Source organism: Wenzhouxiangella indolica (assembly GCF_042310355.1).
Lineage (GTDB): Bacteria > Pseudomonadota > Gammaproteobacteria > Xanthomonadales > Wenzhouxiangellaceae > Wenzhouxiangella.
Window position 1 is genome coordinate 281,640 of the sequence record NZ_JBHJMR010000003.1, and the last position, 16,328, is coordinate 297,967.

At 66.4% G+C, this 16,328-nt stretch carries 17 protein-coding genes; 15 read left to right on the forward strand and 2 right to left on the reverse strand.

The annotated features are described in order from the left end of the window. Positions 1-17: 17 nt before the first annotated feature. Positions 18-1,502 (reverse strand): M48 family metalloprotease, encoded by a 1,485-nt coding sequence (locus tag ACDC67_RS06300; protein ID WP_376691552.1) that lies wholly within the window; start codon positions 1,500-1,502, stop codon positions 18-20. A 63-nt stretch (positions 1,503-1,565) separates the two neighbouring features. Between ACDC67_RS06300 and ACDC67_RS06305 the strand changes: the two genes are divergently transcribed. From ACDC67_RS06305 to murD, 9 genes are all read left to right on the forward strand, one after another. Next, positions 1,566-1,922: a DsrE family protein gene (locus ACDC67_RS06305; protein WP_376691554.1), complete on the forward strand. Its 357-nt coding sequence runs from the start codon at positions 1,566-1,568 to the stop codon at positions 1,920-1,922. Next, positions 1,909-2,220, forward strand: a complete 312-nt coding sequence (locus ACDC67_RS06310) for a hypothetical protein (protein WP_376691556.1) — start codon at positions 1,909-1,911, stop codon at positions 2,218-2,220. The genes ACDC67_RS06305 and ACDC67_RS06310 overlap by 14 nt, the downstream gene beginning before the upstream one ends. After that, positions 2,217-2,561 carry a TusE/DsrC/DsvC family sulfur relay protein gene (locus tag ACDC67_RS06315; RefSeq protein WP_376691558.1) on the forward strand — a complete coding sequence of 115 codons (345 nt, stop codon included), beginning with the start codon at positions 2,217-2,219 and terminating at the stop codon, positions 2,559-2,561. The genes ACDC67_RS06310 and ACDC67_RS06315 overlap by 4 nt, the downstream gene beginning before the upstream one ends. Positions 2,562-2,796: 235 nt before the next feature. Then, entirely contained in the window at positions 2,797-3,054 is a 258-nt protein-coding gene (gene grxC, locus ACDC67_RS06320; protein WP_376691560.1) for a glutaredoxin 3, read from the forward strand. 121 nt (positions 3,055-3,175) lie between these two features. After that, positions 3,176-4,183 carry an isocitrate dehydrogenase gene (locus ACDC67_RS06325; protein WP_376691562.1) on the forward strand — a complete coding sequence of 336 codons (1,008 nt, stop codon included), beginning with the start codon at positions 3,176-3,178 and terminating at the stop codon, positions 4,181-4,183. Between the two features lie 181 nt (positions 4,184-4,364). Next, entirely contained in the window at positions 4,365-5,558 is a 1,194-nt protein-coding gene (locus tag ACDC67_RS06330) for a hypothetical protein (RefSeq protein WP_376691563.1), read from the forward strand. A gap of 119 nt (positions 5,559-5,677) precedes the next feature. Further along, positions 5,678-6,862: an AI-2E family transporter gene (locus ACDC67_RS06335; RefSeq protein ID WP_376691565.1), complete on the forward strand. Its 1,185-nt coding sequence runs from the start codon at positions 5,678-5,680 to the stop codon at positions 6,860-6,862. Beyond that, positions 6,849-8,204, forward strand: a complete 1,356-nt coding sequence (locus tag ACDC67_RS06340; protein WP_376691567.1) for a hypothetical protein — start codon at positions 6,849-6,851, stop codon at positions 8,202-8,204. The genes ACDC67_RS06335 and ACDC67_RS06340 overlap by 14 nt, the downstream gene beginning before the upstream one ends. Continuing rightward, on the forward strand, positions 8,182-9,528 hold the full coding sequence (gene murD / locus ACDC67_RS06345) for a UDP-N-acetylmuramoyl-L-alanine--D-glutamate ligase (RefSeq protein WP_376691569.1): 1,347 nt from the start codon (positions 8,182-8,184) through the stop codon (positions 9,526-9,528). Before ACDC67_RS06340 ends, murD begins: the two co-directional genes overlap by 23 nt. Before the next feature lie 7 nt (positions 9,529-9,535). On the opposite strand, the gene ACDC67_RS06350 is transcribed toward murD, so the two are convergent. Then, complete coding sequence (locus ACDC67_RS06350; RefSeq protein ID WP_376691571.1) at positions 9,536-10,534, reverse strand: polyprenyl synthetase family protein; 999 nt, start codon at positions 10,532-10,534, stop codon at positions 9,536-9,538. Positions 10,535-10,655: 121 nt separating this feature from the next. Between ACDC67_RS06350 and ssb the strand changes: the two genes are divergently transcribed. From ssb to ACDC67_RS06380, 6 genes are all read left to right on the forward strand, one after another. Next, entirely contained in the window at positions 10,656-11,096 is a 441-nt protein-coding gene (gene ssb / locus ACDC67_RS06355; protein ID WP_376691572.1) for a single-stranded DNA-binding protein, read from the forward strand. Between the two features lie 267 nt (positions 11,097-11,363). Further along, on the forward strand, positions 11,364-12,416 hold the full coding sequence (gene rfbB / locus ACDC67_RS06360; RefSeq protein ID WP_376691573.1) for a dTDP-glucose 4,6-dehydratase: 1,053 nt from the start codon (positions 11,364-11,366) through the stop codon (positions 12,414-12,416). A gap of 190 nt (positions 12,417-12,606) precedes the next feature. Next, positions 12,607-13,491 (forward strand): glucose-1-phosphate thymidylyltransferase RfbA, encoded by an 885-nt coding sequence (rfbA, locus tag ACDC67_RS06365; protein ID WP_376691575.1) that lies wholly within the window; start codon positions 12,607-12,609, stop codon positions 13,489-13,491. Further along, positions 13,488-14,036 carry a dTDP-4-dehydrorhamnose 3,5-epimerase gene (rfbC, locus tag ACDC67_RS06370; RefSeq protein ID WP_376691576.1) on the forward strand — a complete coding sequence of 183 codons (549 nt, stop codon included), beginning with the start codon at positions 13,488-13,490 and terminating at the stop codon, positions 14,034-14,036. The genes rfbA and rfbC overlap by 4 nt, the downstream gene beginning before the upstream one ends. Next, complete coding sequence (rfbD, locus tag ACDC67_RS06375) at positions 14,033-14,917, forward strand: dTDP-4-dehydrorhamnose reductase (protein ID WP_376691577.1); 885 nt, start codon at positions 14,033-14,035, stop codon at positions 14,915-14,917. Before rfbC ends, rfbD begins: the two co-directional genes overlap by 4 nt. Further along, positions 14,911-16,326: a mannose-1-phosphate guanylyltransferase/mannose-6-phosphate isomerase gene (locus ACDC67_RS06380; RefSeq protein WP_376691578.1), complete on the forward strand. Its 1,416-nt coding sequence runs from the start codon at positions 14,911-14,913 to the stop codon at positions 16,324-16,326. The genes rfbD and ACDC67_RS06380 overlap by 7 nt, the downstream gene beginning before the upstream one ends. Positions 16,327-16,328 lie beyond the last annotated feature (2 nt).

Genomic DNA, 16,328 nt, shown 5'->3' on the forward strand with positions numbered 1-16,328 from the left:
GTGACAGTTTGTTGACGCTATTGCAGCTGGCGTTCTCGCTCGCGCGAGCTCAGGCGCAGGCGTTCGGCACGCAGCTGGCCCAGTCGCGCGGCGATGCGGGAGCTCTGGTAGTAGTCCAGATCGTCGCGCTTGATGATGCGCTCGAGCTGCACGATGGCTTCCTGGATGCCGCCTCGCATGTAATAGCTCTCCGCCAGCGCCTCGGCGGCCCGAACCTCGTCGCCGGCGCGGTCCGCAGCCCGGGCATAGAGCTCGGTCATCTGGACATCGTCAGGATGGTTGCGCAGGTAGCCGCGCAGGATCCGGGCTGCTCGCGCCGCCCGCTCGCGGTCGCGCTCGTGCATCAGGCTGGTCGCGTACTGCGTGGTTACCAGCCGGTTGCCGGGATACTGCAGGTAGAGCGATTCGAGAATTTCGAGGCTGTCGGCGATGCGGCCCTCGGCCTGCAGCAGCTCGGCTTCCAGCAAGCGGTAAAGCTGCCGGTCGGGCGCGGTTTCCAGCAGCTGCTCAACCTGCGCTCGCGCGGCCTCGAGGCGGCGTGCACCGAGCAAGGTCATGGCCAGGCCGTAGCGCATGGCCGCCTCGGGCCGCTCGCTGTCATCGTCGAGCCGGGCCCGGAACCAGGCCTCGGCACTGCTGGCATCCGATACCATCGCACGCAGGCGGGCCTGGATGAACTGGAAATCGGTTCCGTCACGCGTAGCGCTTCCGCTCAGCTGCTCGGCGCGAGTGCGCGCCTCGGCGATGCGGTTGACGGTCAGGGGGTGGGTGCGCAGGTATTCAGGCGGCCCTTCGCCCATGGCCCGCGAAAGCATGTTGAGCCGTTCGAAAAAGCGCGTCATGCCTTCCGGCTCGTAGCCGCCGCGGGCCAGCAGGGCGATGCCGATCCGGTCGGCCTCGGACTCGGCCTGGCGGGTGTGGTTGATCTGGAACTGCTGGGCCAGGCTCATGCCCCCCATCAGGATGGCCTGGGCCGCGTCGCCTTCGGCCCCGGCCGCCCCGGCCGCGATCGCCAGGCCCAGCGCCGCCAGCATGGTCGGCAGCGACACCTGCTGGCTGTTCTCCATGCCGCGCACGATATGGTCCTGGGTCACGTGGGCGATCTCGTGCGCCACCACGCCCGCCACTTCGCTTTCGTCACGCGCCTCGAGGATCAGGCCGGTATGCAGGGCGATCACGCCCGCCGGCGCGGCAAAGGCGTTGATGCTGGGTTCGCGCAGCACGAAGAAATGGAACGGCTCCTCGGCGCTGTCAGAATAGGAAACCAGCCTGAAGCCGAGGTCGTTGAAGTAGTCGCGGATGAGCGGATCCTCGACCAGCAGCTTGTTCGCGCGCATGTACTGCTCGAACTCGCGCGGGAAACTCTCAATCTCCTGCGGCGACATCACCTGCGTGCTGGTGCCGCCCAGATCGGGAAGCCGAACCGAATCGTTGGCGCCCGCCGTCACGGCGGCGGCTACAATGAGGCCGGCAAGCAAGGATTTGAGAGTGCGAGTGATCATCCAGTTCTCAGACCGGCTGAATGCGCCGTGGTTTCACCTGCAAAGACTTTTTCGGGCAGGCCATTGAACGAATTCATACAGTATCACCGAATCCTGTTGATCCGTGCCCGGCCCGGCAGCGAGCGCAGCCGGCTGGGGCAGGACTACGCCGCCCATCTGATCGACCCGGGTGGCCGGTTACTGGTGTTCTTCCACGCCGAGGGCGTCGAACACGCCGCCGAGGGCGAGCCCTCGGCCGAGTGGCGCAGCCTGGCGGACTGGCACGGGGTGGTGCTGGCGGTTTGCAGCGGGTCCTGGTCGCGGCGGCACCGCGAACAGCCGGCGCCCCCCTTCGTGATTTCGAGTCTGACCGGGTTCTGGAACCACGCCGTCGATGCGCGTGAAGTGATCTGCTTCGGAGCAGGCGATGGCGACGGCTGAGCCCTGGGTCATTGTGGTGTCCGAGGCGCCGTCCGAACCGGGCAGCCGCGAAATGCTCGAGCTGGTGCTGGCCGGTGCCACCCTGGAGGTCGAGATGGTGGTGGTGTTCGAGGGCGAGGGCCTGGGCCACCTGGAGCCCGAACCGTTCGCGCCCTGGCGTCAACTGATCGATTTCGACCTGGCCGGGCTGCGCGCCCGCCAGCCGGCGTCGACCCTGATGCCCGCGGGCGTGAGTGCGGTGAGCCGGCCCGCGTTCGAAGCCCTGTGCCGCGAAGCGGCGGGAGTGCTGCGACTGTGAACGACGCGACGAGCCAGCTCTACGTGGCCGGCCAGCCGATTGCCCTCGACGGCGATGGCTTCCTGGTCGACGCCGAGGCGTGGTTTCCGGAGGTCGCCGAGGCGCTCGCCGACCGCGATGGCCTGCGCCTGGGTGACGACCACTGGTGGCTGATCGATTTCGTGCGCGATCACCACGCCCGCTACGGCAATCCACCGCTGATGCGCGTGGTCGTGTCGGAGTACCGCAAGCGCCGCCCCGACAGCCGCGGCAGCCGCGACCTCTACCGGCTGTTTCCCGAAGGCCCGGTACGCGAGGCCTGCCGCTACGGCGGGCTGCCGAAGCCGGAGTGGTGCATCTGAAAGAAGGTTTCAGGTTTAAGGTTTAAGGTTTCAGGAGCGCTTGGAGGCGCGGAGCGGTGGGCGTCGACAATCTTTGCGCCGTGCAGGCCGTGCGCTGGAAGATCCCGGTGGCGTCCCGAGCCCCGGACTCGGAATCCCGGAACTCCGTAACCCGGAACCCGGTCTTTTCCCTGAAACCTGAAACCTGAAACCTGAAACCTGAAACCTGAAACCTGAACAGGAGCAACGAAACCCGATGAGCAAGAAGGTCGAGATGTATATCAAATCCACCTGCCCATTCTGCACCGCGGCCGGCAGGCTGTTGCGCGGCAAGGGCGTGGAGTGGATCGAGATCGACATCGGCGCCGAGCCGGCTCGGCGGGATGAAATGATCGAGCGCAGCGGCCGTCGCACCGTGCCGCAGATCTTCATCGGCGACGAGCACGTCGGCGGCTTTGACGATCTCGACGCGCTCGACCAGGAAGGCGCGCTCGACCGCATGCTGGGCCGGTGAACCGGTCCGGCCCGCACGCCTGTCGCGGATGCCCCGGTTCAAACGGGGTGATGCCGGGCTGCGTTGCGATCTATAATGGGCGGCTTGTTTCCAACGACTCGACGACAACAGGGACGGCAGCGTGACGCAGCAAATCACCGTCATCCGGGGCGACGGCATCGGCCCCGAAATCATGGAAGCGACTCTCCGCATGCTCGACGCCATCGGCGCGGGCTTGAGCTACGATTTTCAGCTCGCCGGCATGGCCGCCCAGGAAGAAACCGGCGAGCTGCTGCCCCAGGCGACGCTCGACTCGATCGAAAAGAACCGCGTCGCGCTCAAGGCCCCGCTGACCACCCCCGTCGGCGGCGGCTTCAAGTCGCTCAACGTTGCCCTGCGCAAGCATTTCGACCTCTATGCCAACGTCCGCCCGGCGATCAGTTTCAAGGGCTCGAAGTCGCGCTACGAGAACATCGACCTGATCACGGTGCGTGAAAACACCGAGGGCGCCTATCTCGGCGAGGGTGCCTGGACGGCCCCCGACGACAGCCGCGCCGAATCCAAGATGGTGGTCACGCGCAAGGGCTGCGAGCGCGTGGTTCGATTCGCTTTCGAAATGGCCCGCCGCACCGGTCGCAAGAAGGTTACCGTCGTGCACAAGGCCAACATCCTCAAGGACGTCACCGGCATGTTCCTGCGCGTCGCGCACGAGGTGGCCGAGGACTACAAGGACATCGAAAGCAACGACCTGATCGTCGACAACGCCTGCATGCAGCTGGTCATGCGGCCCGAGCAGTTCGACGTGATCGTCACCACCAACCTGTTCGGCGACATCATCTCCGATCTGTGCGCCGGCCTGGTCGGCGGCCTCGGCCTGGCGCCGGGTGCGAATATCGGCGAGAAGGCGGCCATGTTCGAAGCCGTCCACGGCTCGGCCCCCGACATTGCCGGGCAGGGCATTGCCAACCCCTGCGCCCTGATGCTGGGTGCCGCCCAGATGCTCGAGCATCTCGACGACAACGACCGCGCCGCGCGTATTCGTCGCGCCATCGCCGAGGTGATCGAGTCCGGTGATCGCACCACCCCCGACCTGGGTGGCAGCGGCACGACCGAGCGTTTCACCGACGCCATCTGCGAGCGCCTGGACTGAAGCACCTCCGGGCACCGCCCGGGCGGGCCGTTTGTTGCTGTTTCGCAACATGCCACGACACGCTCAGGCTCAGCAATCGCGCGGGCTCGGGCAATAATGCGCAATTTTCCGCGCCCGGTCGTTGTATTTTTGCCATGAGTGACGGTACACTTGCACCGTCTCCATTCGATTGACCGAACCCGTGACGCATCGGCTCGTTTTCATCGCTGTTCTCGCCGCTTCCCTGACGCTGGCTTCGCCGGCCTGGTCGATGCCGCGCGTGTCCGGTTCACTGCCCTTCACGCCTTATGCCGGCCTGGCCTGGTACGTCGCCGGTTTCGAGCTGGGCCCTTGGGATCAGTATCTTGCCAACGAGATCACGCCCGAGCTCGAGCGCCTGTCGTCGCGCGAGCTGCCGCACGTCAGCTGGCTGCAGTTCGATGAAACGATCATCCTTCCGGATTTCGCCCTGCCCCTGATGCGGGCCGGTGGGCGCCAGCCCTTGCGCCTGTCGTTTCGCCAGTCGCGCATGAGCCTGCTGCTTAACGATTCGCTGTCGGAGAACATCCGCCGCGCGGACCGCTTCCAGCGCTCGATCGTCATGCCGGGCGTGACTCACAGCGTATCGGCTCGCAGCGACCTGACCGTCAGCGCGGTACTCGCCAGTCAGCGCTTCGGCAGCGCGGGCATGAATCTGCAGCCGGCCGCCACGCGCCTTGGAACGACCGGGCAGGTCGACAAGCTTCTTTTCGACCCCGCGCGCACCGAGGTGTCGCACGGAACCGGCTTGCGCTTTGCCATGACGAGCGAGCTGCTCAGGGGTGTTCGCGTGGAGGCGGCTTTCCAGTCGCGCATCGACATGGACGAGTTCGCCACCGTGCGCGGCGTTCATGGCGCCAGCGCGGAGCTCGATATTCCGCCGCGCGTGCAGTTCGGGCTGGAATTGCACGCCACGCCCCGGTCCTGGTTGAGCCTGGGCGTTTCGCAGATTTTCTACAGCGATGTCGGCGCATTTCCCAGCCGCTCGCTGCCGGCACGCTTTACCGCCCTGCTGGGTGATCGCAACAGTCCGAATTTCGCCTGGGATGACCTGACGGTCTACAGCCTGGGCTGGCGCTGGCGCGCCGCGGATGATATCGAACTGTTCTTCGACTACCGCACGCGCACGCAGCCGCGCCCGACGGCCGCGACCCTGGCGGCGGCCCTGCACTCCGAGATGGCCAGCAACGCCGTCATGGCCGGGCTGTCCAAGGATGTCGGCAAGCGCAGCCGGCTGCATCTCAACGCGGCCTACGCACCACCGGAGTACGCCTTCGGCGGCAACCTCCTGGGCGTGGTCAGTGACGAGTTGGACCAGGATTTCGAGGTTCAGGCCATGCTGAGCTTCGACTTTTGAGTGCAGGACACAACGAGCTTTTCTACCCGCAGCTACAACACTCCTGAACGGCACGTTGCCCGGTGGCCTTCTTGCGGGGAAGGCCCACCGGGCAGGGCTCGCGCCCGTATAATCCAGACATGATCGCGCGCGTCAACAACTGGTTCCGACGGCACTTCTCCGATCCCCAGGTGGTCATCCTGGCGCTTTTCCTGGCGCTGGGCGTGCTGACCGTGGCATTGTTCGGACAGATGCTCGGGCCGGTGCTCGCCAGCCTGGTGCTGGCCTACCTGCTCGAGGGCGGCGTCCTGCGGCTCGAGCGGCTGGGTGCGCCCCGCTTGCTGGCCGTCATCGGTGTGTTTACCGGCTTCATGGCCGCGCTGGTCTACCTGCTCTTCGGCCTGGTGCCGATGCTTACCCGCCAGCTTGCCGCCATCGTGCGCGACCTGCCCAGCTACGTCGCCATGGCCCAGGACTGGGTCGCCAAGCTGCCGGATCGCTATCCCCAGCTGGTCGCCCCGACCGCGCCGGAAGGCGAAACCGAGACGGTCGCCAACGACGCCGGTGAACTGGTCGCCGAGGAGGGGCAGCGCGAACTGGCGCTGATCTCGCAGGAGCAACTGTCGCGCTGGCTCGACAATATCGGCTCCGAGCTGGTCAATTATGGCGCCACGCTGGTGTCCTTCTCGGGCGTGATGAGCGCCGTCAACCTTCTGATTTTCCTCGTCCTCATGCCGGTGCTGGTGTTCTTCTTCCTCAAGGACAAGCACCAGCTCGTCGCCTGGGTCAGCCAGTACCTGCCGCGCGATCGCGACCTGGTCACCCGGGTGTGGCAGGAGGTCGATGCCCAGATCGGCAACTACATTCGCGGCAAGGTGCTCGAGATCCTCATCGTCTGGGTCGTGACCTACGCGGTGTTCTCCGTGCTGAACATGCCGTTCGTGATGCTTTTGTCCATGCTGGTCGGTTTTTCGGTGATCATCCCCTATATCGGTGCGGCGGTCGTGACCGTGCCGGTCGCGCTGGTGGCCCTGGTGGCGTTCGGCCCGACGGCCGGCTTCTGGTACGTGCTGATCGCCTATACCGTGATTCAGGCGCTCGACGGCAACGTACTGGTGCCCATCCTCTTTTCCGAGGTGGTCAGCCTGCACCCGGTGGCCATCATCACCGCGGTGCTGATCTTCGGCGGCATCTGGGGCTTCTGGGGCGTGTTCTTCGCGATTCCGCTGGCCACGCTGGTCAACGCCGTTCTGCGGGCCTGGCCGCGCCTGCGTGACGACGAACAAGCGGGCGATGCCGAAGAGCCGGTCGATGCCCGCGGCTGAAACCGTCCGCGAGCGCTCGCATTTCGAGCAATGGCGGCGCGAAGACAGTGCCCGCTTCGTTTTCAGTTCGCGTCATTTCGACCCCGCCACCGGCTGGATCGAGCTCGGGTATCGCCTCGACGGTATCGAGTTGCGCGAGCGCTTCCGGCTGCCGCCCGCCGATCGATCGCCGGCTTGTCCCGCCGCGATCGATGCCGCCCTCGACCTGCTTCACTGGACCGCGGGAATCAGCTACTGGAAAGCGGGCTGTCCTTCCGAGATCCGCTTCGAGGCGCGCGGGCCCGACCGCTGGCAGGCAGCCTGGCTGGCCCGCCTGTATCGCGAGGGCCTGGCCGAGTTCGCCTGGCGCAACGGCCTGGAACAAGCGGAGTGGGCCGAGTTTCCGGCCGCGGCCGATGGGCCTGCCGCGGCCGTGAGCGGCCCGCTGCCCAGGCGCTCGCTGGTGCCGATGGGCGGCGGCAAGGACTCACTGGTGGCGCTCGAGCGCTTGCGCGCGCAGGGCGAGGAGCCGGTCACCGTCCAGGTCGGGCAGGCCGCGCTGATTCGCCAGGTGGCCACCACGGCCGACACGCGCCACCTGCAGGTCGAACGCCGGGTCGATCCCGCCCTGGCGGGGCTCAACCGGCTCGGTGCCTGGAACGGTCATGTTCCGATCACCGCCATCAACGCCGCCGCGCTGGTCGTGCTGGCTTTGGTGCACGGTTTCGACCGGGTGGTGTTCGCCAATGAACGCTCGGCCGACGAAGCGACCTTGCATGACGAATGCGGCCGGCCGGTCAACCACCAGTTCTCCAAGTCGCTCGCCTTCGAGCGCATGCTGGGCGAGTGGGTCGAGCGCTGCATCTCGCCCGACCTGGCGGTGTTCTCGCTGTTGCGTCGGGATCGCGAACTGGCCGTCTGCCGCGAGTTCGCCGGGCTTGTGCGTTACCACGACGTGTTTTCGTCCTGCAATCGCAACTTCCACCTCGACGGGGCGCGAACCAAACGCTGGTGCGGTCAGTGCCCCAAATGTCATTTCGTCTTTCTGGCGCTGGCGCCGTTCATGCCGCCCGACGCCCTGGCCGGAATATTCGGCACCAATCTGCTCGACGACGAAGGCCAGCTCGGTGGTTTCCGGGCGCTGCTCGCGATTGACGGCGCCAAGCCCTTCGAGTGCGTCGGCGAGGCCGACGAGGCGCGCTCGGCCCTGCTCGCCCTGGCCGATGATCCACGCTGGCGCGATTGCCGCGTCGTGGCGCGCCTGTCGCCGCTGCTGGCCGGGCTCGACGTGCCGGCGATCGAAGATTTGTGCCGCCCCGGTCGGGTTCACCGCATCCCCGATGACCTGCTCACCGACGCTTGACTGGCTTGCCGGCCGGCGCATCGGCCTGCTCGGCTTCGGCCGCGACGGGCGCTCGGCGGCCCGGGCGCTGCAGCGGCGCGCGCCCGGCGTCGATCTGACGGTGCTGGTCGAGCACGGCACGGCCGATACCCAATGGCCCCTCGTGACCGGGCCCTTCGATGAGCGCCTGAAGGCGTTCGACGTCCTGGTTCGATCGCCGGGCGTCCCGGTCGACCATCCGGCACTTGTTGGCGCGCGCGCTGCCGGCGTGATGGTGGTCAACCCCGCCTCGATCTGGCTGGCCGAGAAGGGGGGCGACCTCACGGTCGTGGGCGTGACCGGTTCGAAGGGCAAGAGCACCACCGCCTCGCTGCTGGCCCACCTGTTGCGAGAGCAGGGCAGGGCGGTGCTGCTGGCGGGCAACATCGGTGTGCCGTTGCTCGATCATGTCGATACGCAGGCCGAGATCGCCGTGGTCGAGCTATCCAGCTACCAGCTGGCCGACTTGCAGGGACGAATCGACCTCGGCTTGTTCACGCGCCTGTTTCCCGAGCACCTGGACTGGCACGGCGGCCAAGCCGCCTACGTGGCGGCCAAGCTGCGCCTGGCCGAATTGCTGGAGGGCCGCCCCCTGCTGGTCAATGCCGCCGACCCGCGGCTGCTGGCGGCCACCGCAAGCGTTTCCGGCCGAGTGCTCGGCAATCGACCGCCCGGCATCTGGCGCGACGGCAATCGCTTGATGGACGATCGCTCCGAGCTGTGCCCCGAGGGGGTATTGCCCCTGATCGGGCGCCACAACCTCGATAACGCTGCGCTGGCCCTGCAGGCGGCCACCATGCTGGGGCATGAGCCCGCCGCCCTGGTAAAGGCCCTGTCGAGTTTCCAGGCCTTGCCCCACCGCCTCGAGCCCGTCGCCACCCTGGACGGCGTGCGCTACATCAACGATTCCATCTCGACCAGCCCCTGGGCCACGCTGGCAGCGCTCGATGCCATCGGTGAGGCCCCGGTCGTCCTGATCGCCGGCGGCCAGACGCGTCCGGCCGACTGGCAGCCCGTTTTCGACCGGCTCGACGGGCATCGGATCGAGGCCCTGTTGACCTTGCCCGACAGCGGCTCGGAGCTGGCCGCGCGTTTCCGCGAATCGGTCGCTTCCCGGGTCGGAGGCATCGAGTGCTGCGACGGGCTCGAGCAGGCGGTGGCGAGGGCGCGCGAACTGGCCGTTCCGGGCGGGGTTGTGCTGCTCTCGCCGGGCGCGCCCAGCTTCGGCCGGTTTCGCGATTTCGAGCAGCGCGGAGAGCGTTTCCGGGCGCTAGTGGGCCATGCGGCAGGTAACACTCAGCCCTAGTCGAGTCTCAGTAAGCGCGATCGACCGCGTAGCCGGCCAGGAACTCGAGAGCAGCGCGTTCTTCGGTGTCGGGCAGCACCGCCAGCGACCGCCGCGCCTTGTCGGCCAATACCCCGGCCTGGGACATGGCCTGGTCGAGCGCGCCGGTGCGCTCCATGATGTGGCGCACGTCCACCACGCGATCGCTGCCGCCGGCCTCGACGATCTCCCGGATCAGCTTCCGCTCCTCGCCGCCGGCGGACTGCAGGGCAAGAATCAGCGGCAGGGTCACCTTGCCTTCGGCCAGGTCGTCGCCGGCGTTCTTGCCCAGGTCGTCCCCCTTGCCGCGGTAGTCGAGCACATCGTCGACGATCTGGAAGGCCTGCCCCAGGAACAGGCCGAAATCCGCCAGGCGTTCACAGGCGTCCTCGTGCAGGTTGCCGAGCACCCCGCCCAGCCGGGCGCTGGCGGCGAACAGGCAGGCCGTCTTGTCGGAAATGACCTGGTAGTAGTCCTCGACGCCGAGATCGGGGTTGCCCATCTGCATCAATTGCAGCACCTCGCCCTCGGCGATCGTGTTGGTGGTGTCGGCGAGGATGTTCATGATGCGCATGCGGTCGAGTTCGACCATCAGCTGGAAGCTGCGCGAGTACAGGAAGTCGCCGACCAGCACCGAGGCGGCATTGCCCCAAAGCCGGTGTGCGGTGACCTGGCCGCGGCGACGCGAGGACTCATCGACCACATCGTCGTGGAGCAGGGTGGATGTGTGGATGAACTCGATGATCGCCGCCAGCTTGAGGTGATCGCGGCCCTCGTAGCCCGCCGCCCGGGCACACAGCAGGTGCACCAGCGGACGCATGCGCTTGCCGCCCCCGCCGATGATGTGATGGCTGATCTGGTTGACCAGGGCGACGTCTGACGCCAGCCGCTCGACGATCAGCCGATCGACCGCCTGGCGGTCGGCCCGGGTCAGTTCCAGGATGTCGTCGAGGCCGGCCGGCAGCGTGGGCGAGGAGAAATCGTTCATGGAGGACAATTATACGGGGCGATTTCCTTCGTCGTGACGGGGGATTCTTCCGACGGTGACCGGCCGGCGCTATGCTAGACTTTTGCGCATTCTCAAACGCACAACAGGAGAGGCCCGCGTCATGGCCCGTGGAATCAACAAGGCGATCCTGATCGGCAATCTCGGCGCCGATCCCGAAACCCGGCACACCGCCGGCGGCAATGCAGTGACCAATATTCGAATCGCGACCTCCGAGGCCTGGCGCGACCGCCAGACCGGCGAGCAGCAGGAACGCACCGAGTGGCACCGCGTGGTGCTGTTCAGCAAGCTCGGCGAAATTGCCGGCGAGTACCTGCGCAAGGGTTCGAAGGTCTACATCGAAGGGCGCATCCAGACGCGCAAGTGGCAGGGCCAGGACGGCCAGGACCGCTGGACGACCGAAATCGTCGCCAACGAGATGCAGATGCTCGACAGTCGCGGCGGCAGTGCGCCGTTCGACGACAACAAGAACCAGTCCCAGCAGAGCTACGACGGTCCCCCGAGCGACAACGGCGGCGGCCTGGAAGACGATATTCCGTTCTGACGGGTGCTGCGTCTGAGCTGTGCGGGCCGTGGCAGGACAGCACGGCCTTCGGGGCTGGGCATAAAAATCTTTGAAACGCAAAGACGCTAAGACGCAAAGAAATCCATTAAAAAAAGGGATAAATTCCCTGAACGACCAAAATTACTGGAATCTGGCGGGACGAATAATAGAACGCCTCGACCCGTCTTGAATTCTTTGCGTCTTAGCGTCTTTGCGTTTAACAGGTTTTGATTCGCGTTTTCGCGTCTACAAGGTTTTGAATTTCAGATGAAAACCCTCCTAGTAACCGGCGGCGCCGGGTTTGTCGGGTCCAATTTCGTCCATCACGTGCTCGCCTCCGGCGACACGCGGGTGATCAACCTGGACCTGCTGACCTACGCCGGCAATCGCGAGTCACTCGACGGCCTGCCCGACGAGCGGCATGTCTTCGTCGAGGGCGACATCTGCGACGGCCCGCTGGTGCGGCGACTGCTCGACGAGCATCGCCCCGATGCAATCGTGCATTTCGCCGCCGAAAGCCACGTCGACCGTTCGATCGACGACCCGGGCGCGTTCATCCGCACCAATGTCACCGGTACGCAAACGCTGCTGGATGCCGCGCTGGCCTACTGGCAGGGCGGGGCGGACGACTTCCGCTTCGTGCACGTGTCCACCGACGAGGTCTACGGCACCCTCGGTCCCGACGAGCCGGGTTTCAGCGAAACCCATCGCTACGCACCCAACTCGCCTTACGCGGCCTCCAAGGCCGCTGCCGATCACCTGGCACGCGCCTGGCACCGAACCTACGGCCTGCCGGTGATGATCACCAACTGCTCGAACAACTACGGGCCGTTCCAGTTTCCCGAAAAGCTGATTCCGCTGATGCTGATCAACGCCCTGGAAGGCGAGAAGCTGCCGGTCTACGGCGATGGTCAGCAGCGCAGGGACTGGCTGTTCGTCACCGACCACTGCCGCGCCATCGAGCGGGTGCTCGAAGCCGGCGAGCCCGGGCGCGTGTACAACATCGGCGGCAACGCCGAGATGGCCAACCTGGACGTCGTCCACCTGCTGTGCGACCTGCTCGACGAGCGCGTCCCCGGCGAGCGTCCCCGGCGCGAATTGATCGAATACGTCACCGACCGCCCCGGCCACGACCGCCGCTACGCCATCGACGCAACCCGCATCCGCGACGAACTGGGCTGGACACCCTCGGTCGATTTCACTGAAGGCCTGGCGCGGACCGTCGACTGGTACCTCGAAAACCGCGACTGGTGGCAACGCATCCGCGACGGCCGCTACCGCTCCCAACGCCTCGGCGTTTCTAGATTCAAAAAAGGATGAATTGAACCGCAGATGAACGCGAATGAACGCGGATAAACAAACGGGCTTTGGAAGGATCGCTCCGGCCCGCCTGACGTTCTTTGTTTCAGACTTTGACTGATATTTTTTCTTCAAGAAGCTCTTTTCATCTGCGTTAATCTGCGTTCATCTGCGGTTCCAAATCAAACAATCAATAAAATGATGAAAAGCCATGACGCGTAAAGGCATCATTCTCGCCGGCGGTTCCGGGACGCGGCTGTATCCGCTCACGCAGGTGATCAGCAAGCAGCTGTTGCCGGTCTACGACAAGCCGATGATCTACTACCCGCTGTCGACCATGATGCAGGCCGGTATTCGCGAGATCCTGATCATCACCACGCCGCACGAGCAGGCCCTGTTCAAGCGCCTGCTGGGCGACGGCAGCCAGTGGGGTATCGAGCTTTCCTGGGCGGTGCAGGACGAGCCGCGGGGCCTGGCGGATGCCTTCATCATCGGCCGGGAATTTCTCGACGGCCACCCGGCCTGCCTGATCCTGGGCGACAACATCTTCCACGGCGGCGGCCTGCGCGAGCTGCTCGAGCGCGCCAATGGACGCGCCCGGGGTGCCACGGTTTTCGGCTACTGGGTCAGCGACCCGGAGCGCTACGGCGTCGCCGAGATGGACGGTGAGGGTCGGGTGCTCTCGCTGGAGGAAAAGCCCGAACGGCCGAAGTCCAACTATGCCGTCACCGGGCTGTACTTCTACGACGAGCGCGTCTGCGGCTTTGCTGCCGATCTCGAGCCCTCCGCCCGCGGCGAACTGGAGATCACCGATCTCAATCGTCGCTATCTCGAGGCCGGCGATCTTACGGTCGAGCGCATGGGGCGCGGCTACGCCTGGCTCGATACCGGCACCCATCAGTCGCTTCAGCAGGCCTCGAGCTACATCGAAACACTCGAGTCGCGCCAGGGCCTGCGCGTGGCCTGCCCCGAGGAAATCGCCTTTCGCCAGGGCTGGATCAACGGCGAGCAACTGCTGGCCCTGGCCGAGCCGCTGACCAAAAGCGGCTACGGCGACTACCTGCGCATGATCGCGCGCACTGCCGAGCCGGCATGAAGGTCATCGACACGGAACTGCCGGGCGTGAAGCTGATCGAGCCGCGCGTGTTCGGCGACGAGCGCGGCTGGTTCCTCGAGACCTGGCGCGAGGAGCGCTACCGCGAACATGGTATCGGGGAGAACTTCGTGCAGGCGAACTGCTCGTGTTCGACGCGCGGCGTCCTGCGCGGGCTGCACTACCAGTGGCCCGAGCCGCAAGGCAAGCTGGTCTGGGTCACGGCCGGGTCGGTGTTCGACGTGGCCGTCGATATTCGCCCCGGCTCGAGTACTTTCGGTCGTTGGGCGGGCGTGACGCTCGATGCCGACAGCCATCGACAGCTGTGGATTCCGGAAGGCTTCGCCCACGGCTTCCAGGTGCTCAGCGATTCGGCCACGTTCAACTACCTGTGCACCCGGTCCTACCGCGGCGAGTTCGATGCTTCGATCGCCTGGGACGATCCGGATCTCGCGGTGGACTGGCCGCTGACTCCCTCGGGTCTTTCGGAAAAGGATCGCGCCGCGCCGCGCCTGGCCGAGCTCGCGGCCGACCGGTTGCCGTCGTGACCACGCTGCTGCTGGGTGCCAACGGCCAGCTTGGTCGCCACCTGCGCGCCGAGATTGGCGGTATGACGACCTGCGCCCGCAGCCAGGCGGATCACGCGCTGGACCTGTCCGACATCGAAGGCGTTGGCCGACTGCTCGATCGGCTGCAGCCGCGGATCATCGTCAATGCCGCGGCATGGACGGCGGTGGACGATGCCGAGGAGCACGAGAGCGAGGCCTTTCGCCTGAACCGGGACCTGCCCGCCGCGCTGGCCGACTGGTGTCGCCGCCGCGAGGCCTTGCTGCTGCACTACTCGACCGACTACGTGTTCAGCGGCCAACCCGGGCGCGCCTGGAGAGAGGACGATCCGGTGGCGCCGGAATCGGCTTACGGGCGCAGCAAGCTCGCCGGCGAGCAGGCGATCGCGGCCAGCGACTGCCGCGCCCTGGTATTGCGAACCGCCTGGGTCTACAGTGCCTTGCCGGGCAACTTCCTCAGCGCCATTCTCAAGCGTGCCGGCGAAGGGCGTGACCTGAAAGTGGTGGCCGACCAAAGCGGCTCTCCGACCTGGGCCGGTACCCTGGCGCAGGCGACCCGCAGCCTGCTGACCCTGGCCGGCCGAGTCGAGCGGCCCGAGATCCTGCACGTCAGCGGCCAGGGCGTGATGACCTGGCATGCCCTGGCCGAGCGGGCCGTGCAGCTGGCCGCGGAGCGTGGCATCATTCCAGGCATCGTCGACGTCGAGCCGATCGGCAGCGACCAGTGGCCGCAAAAGGCGAAGCGTCCCGCCTGGTCCGTGCTCGACGGCTCGCGCTATGAACAATTCACCGGCCAGTCACTGCCCGACTGCGAGCATGCGCTGGCCGAATGCCTGAATCGATGGAGCGAGGCCCCATGCTGATACCCGTGATCATGTCCGGCGGCGCCGGCACCCGGCTGTGGCCGGTGTCGCGCAAGGCGCATCCCAAGCCGTTCATGCGCCTGGCCGATGGGCAGACCCTGGCAGCCAGCACGATCCGTCGGGCGCTCGCCGTGGGCGATGCGCCCGTGACCCTGACGGTGACCGGCCGCGACTACTACTTTCTCACGCGCGACGAGTACCAGACCGTCGACAGCTCGGCCGACCACCGCTTCCTGCTCGAGCCGGAAGGGCGCAACACGGCGCCGGCCATCGCGGCGGCCGCGCTCTGGGCCGAGCAGCTCTACGGCCCCGAGACCCGCCTGCTGGTGATGCCGGCCGACCACCTGATCCGCGATCTCGACGCCTTCGCGGCGGCCGTCGCCCGCGCCGACGCCCTGGCCCGGGACGGCTGGCTGACCTGCCTGGGTGTGACGCCGACGCACGCCGAGACCGGCTACGGATACATTCGTTCGGGCCAGTCCATCGGCGAGCAGGGGAAGGAAATCCGCGCTTTCGTGGAAAAGCCCGACCAGGAGACCGCGCGGCGCTACTTCGAGTCCGGCGAATACCTCTGGAATGCCGGCATGTTCTGCTTTCGGGCCGACGCCATTCTTGCCGCGCTCGAAGCGCATGCCGGTGACATCCTCGAGCAGGTGCGCGAGACCTGGGCTCAAACCGATCCGGATGCCGCACCGATCGAACTCGACGCCGAGCGCTTCGCCCGAGTGCGGCCCGACTCGATCGATTTCGCCATCATGGAAAAGGCCGAGCGCCGGGCCGTCGTGCCGGTCGACTGCGGCTGGAGTGATATCGGCTCCTGGCAGGCCATCAGCGATCTCTACGAAACCGATGCGCTGGGCAACCGGGTGCAGGGCGAAGCGGTCCTGATCGACGCGCGCAACACCTTCGTGCAGGGCGACAAGCGCCTGGTGGCCGCCGTGGGCGTGGACAACCTGGTCATCGTCGATACCGGCGATGCCGTGCTGGTGGCCAGCCGCGATCGCGCCCAGGAGGTCAAGGCGGTGGTCGAGGAACTGACCCGCAAGAACGACCAGCTGGCGGTATTCCACAAGACGGTGCACCGGCCATGGGGCAGCTTCACCGTGCTCGAAGACGCCGACGACTGCAAGGTCAAGCGCCTGGTGGTCAAGCCCGGCGGCATCCTGTCGCTGCAGCGGCATCAGCACCGCAGCGAACACTGGACCGTCGTGGCCGGACAGGCGAAAGTCCGGGTCGGCGACGAAGAGCGGATCTACGGTCCCGACGAGACGGTCGAGATCCCCGTCGGCAGCCTGCATCGGCTGGAGAACCCCGGCAGCGATGACGTGCACATCATCGAGGTTCAGACCGGCAGCTATTTCGGCGAGGACGACATCGAGCGGCTCGAAGACATTTACGGCCGCAGCTGACG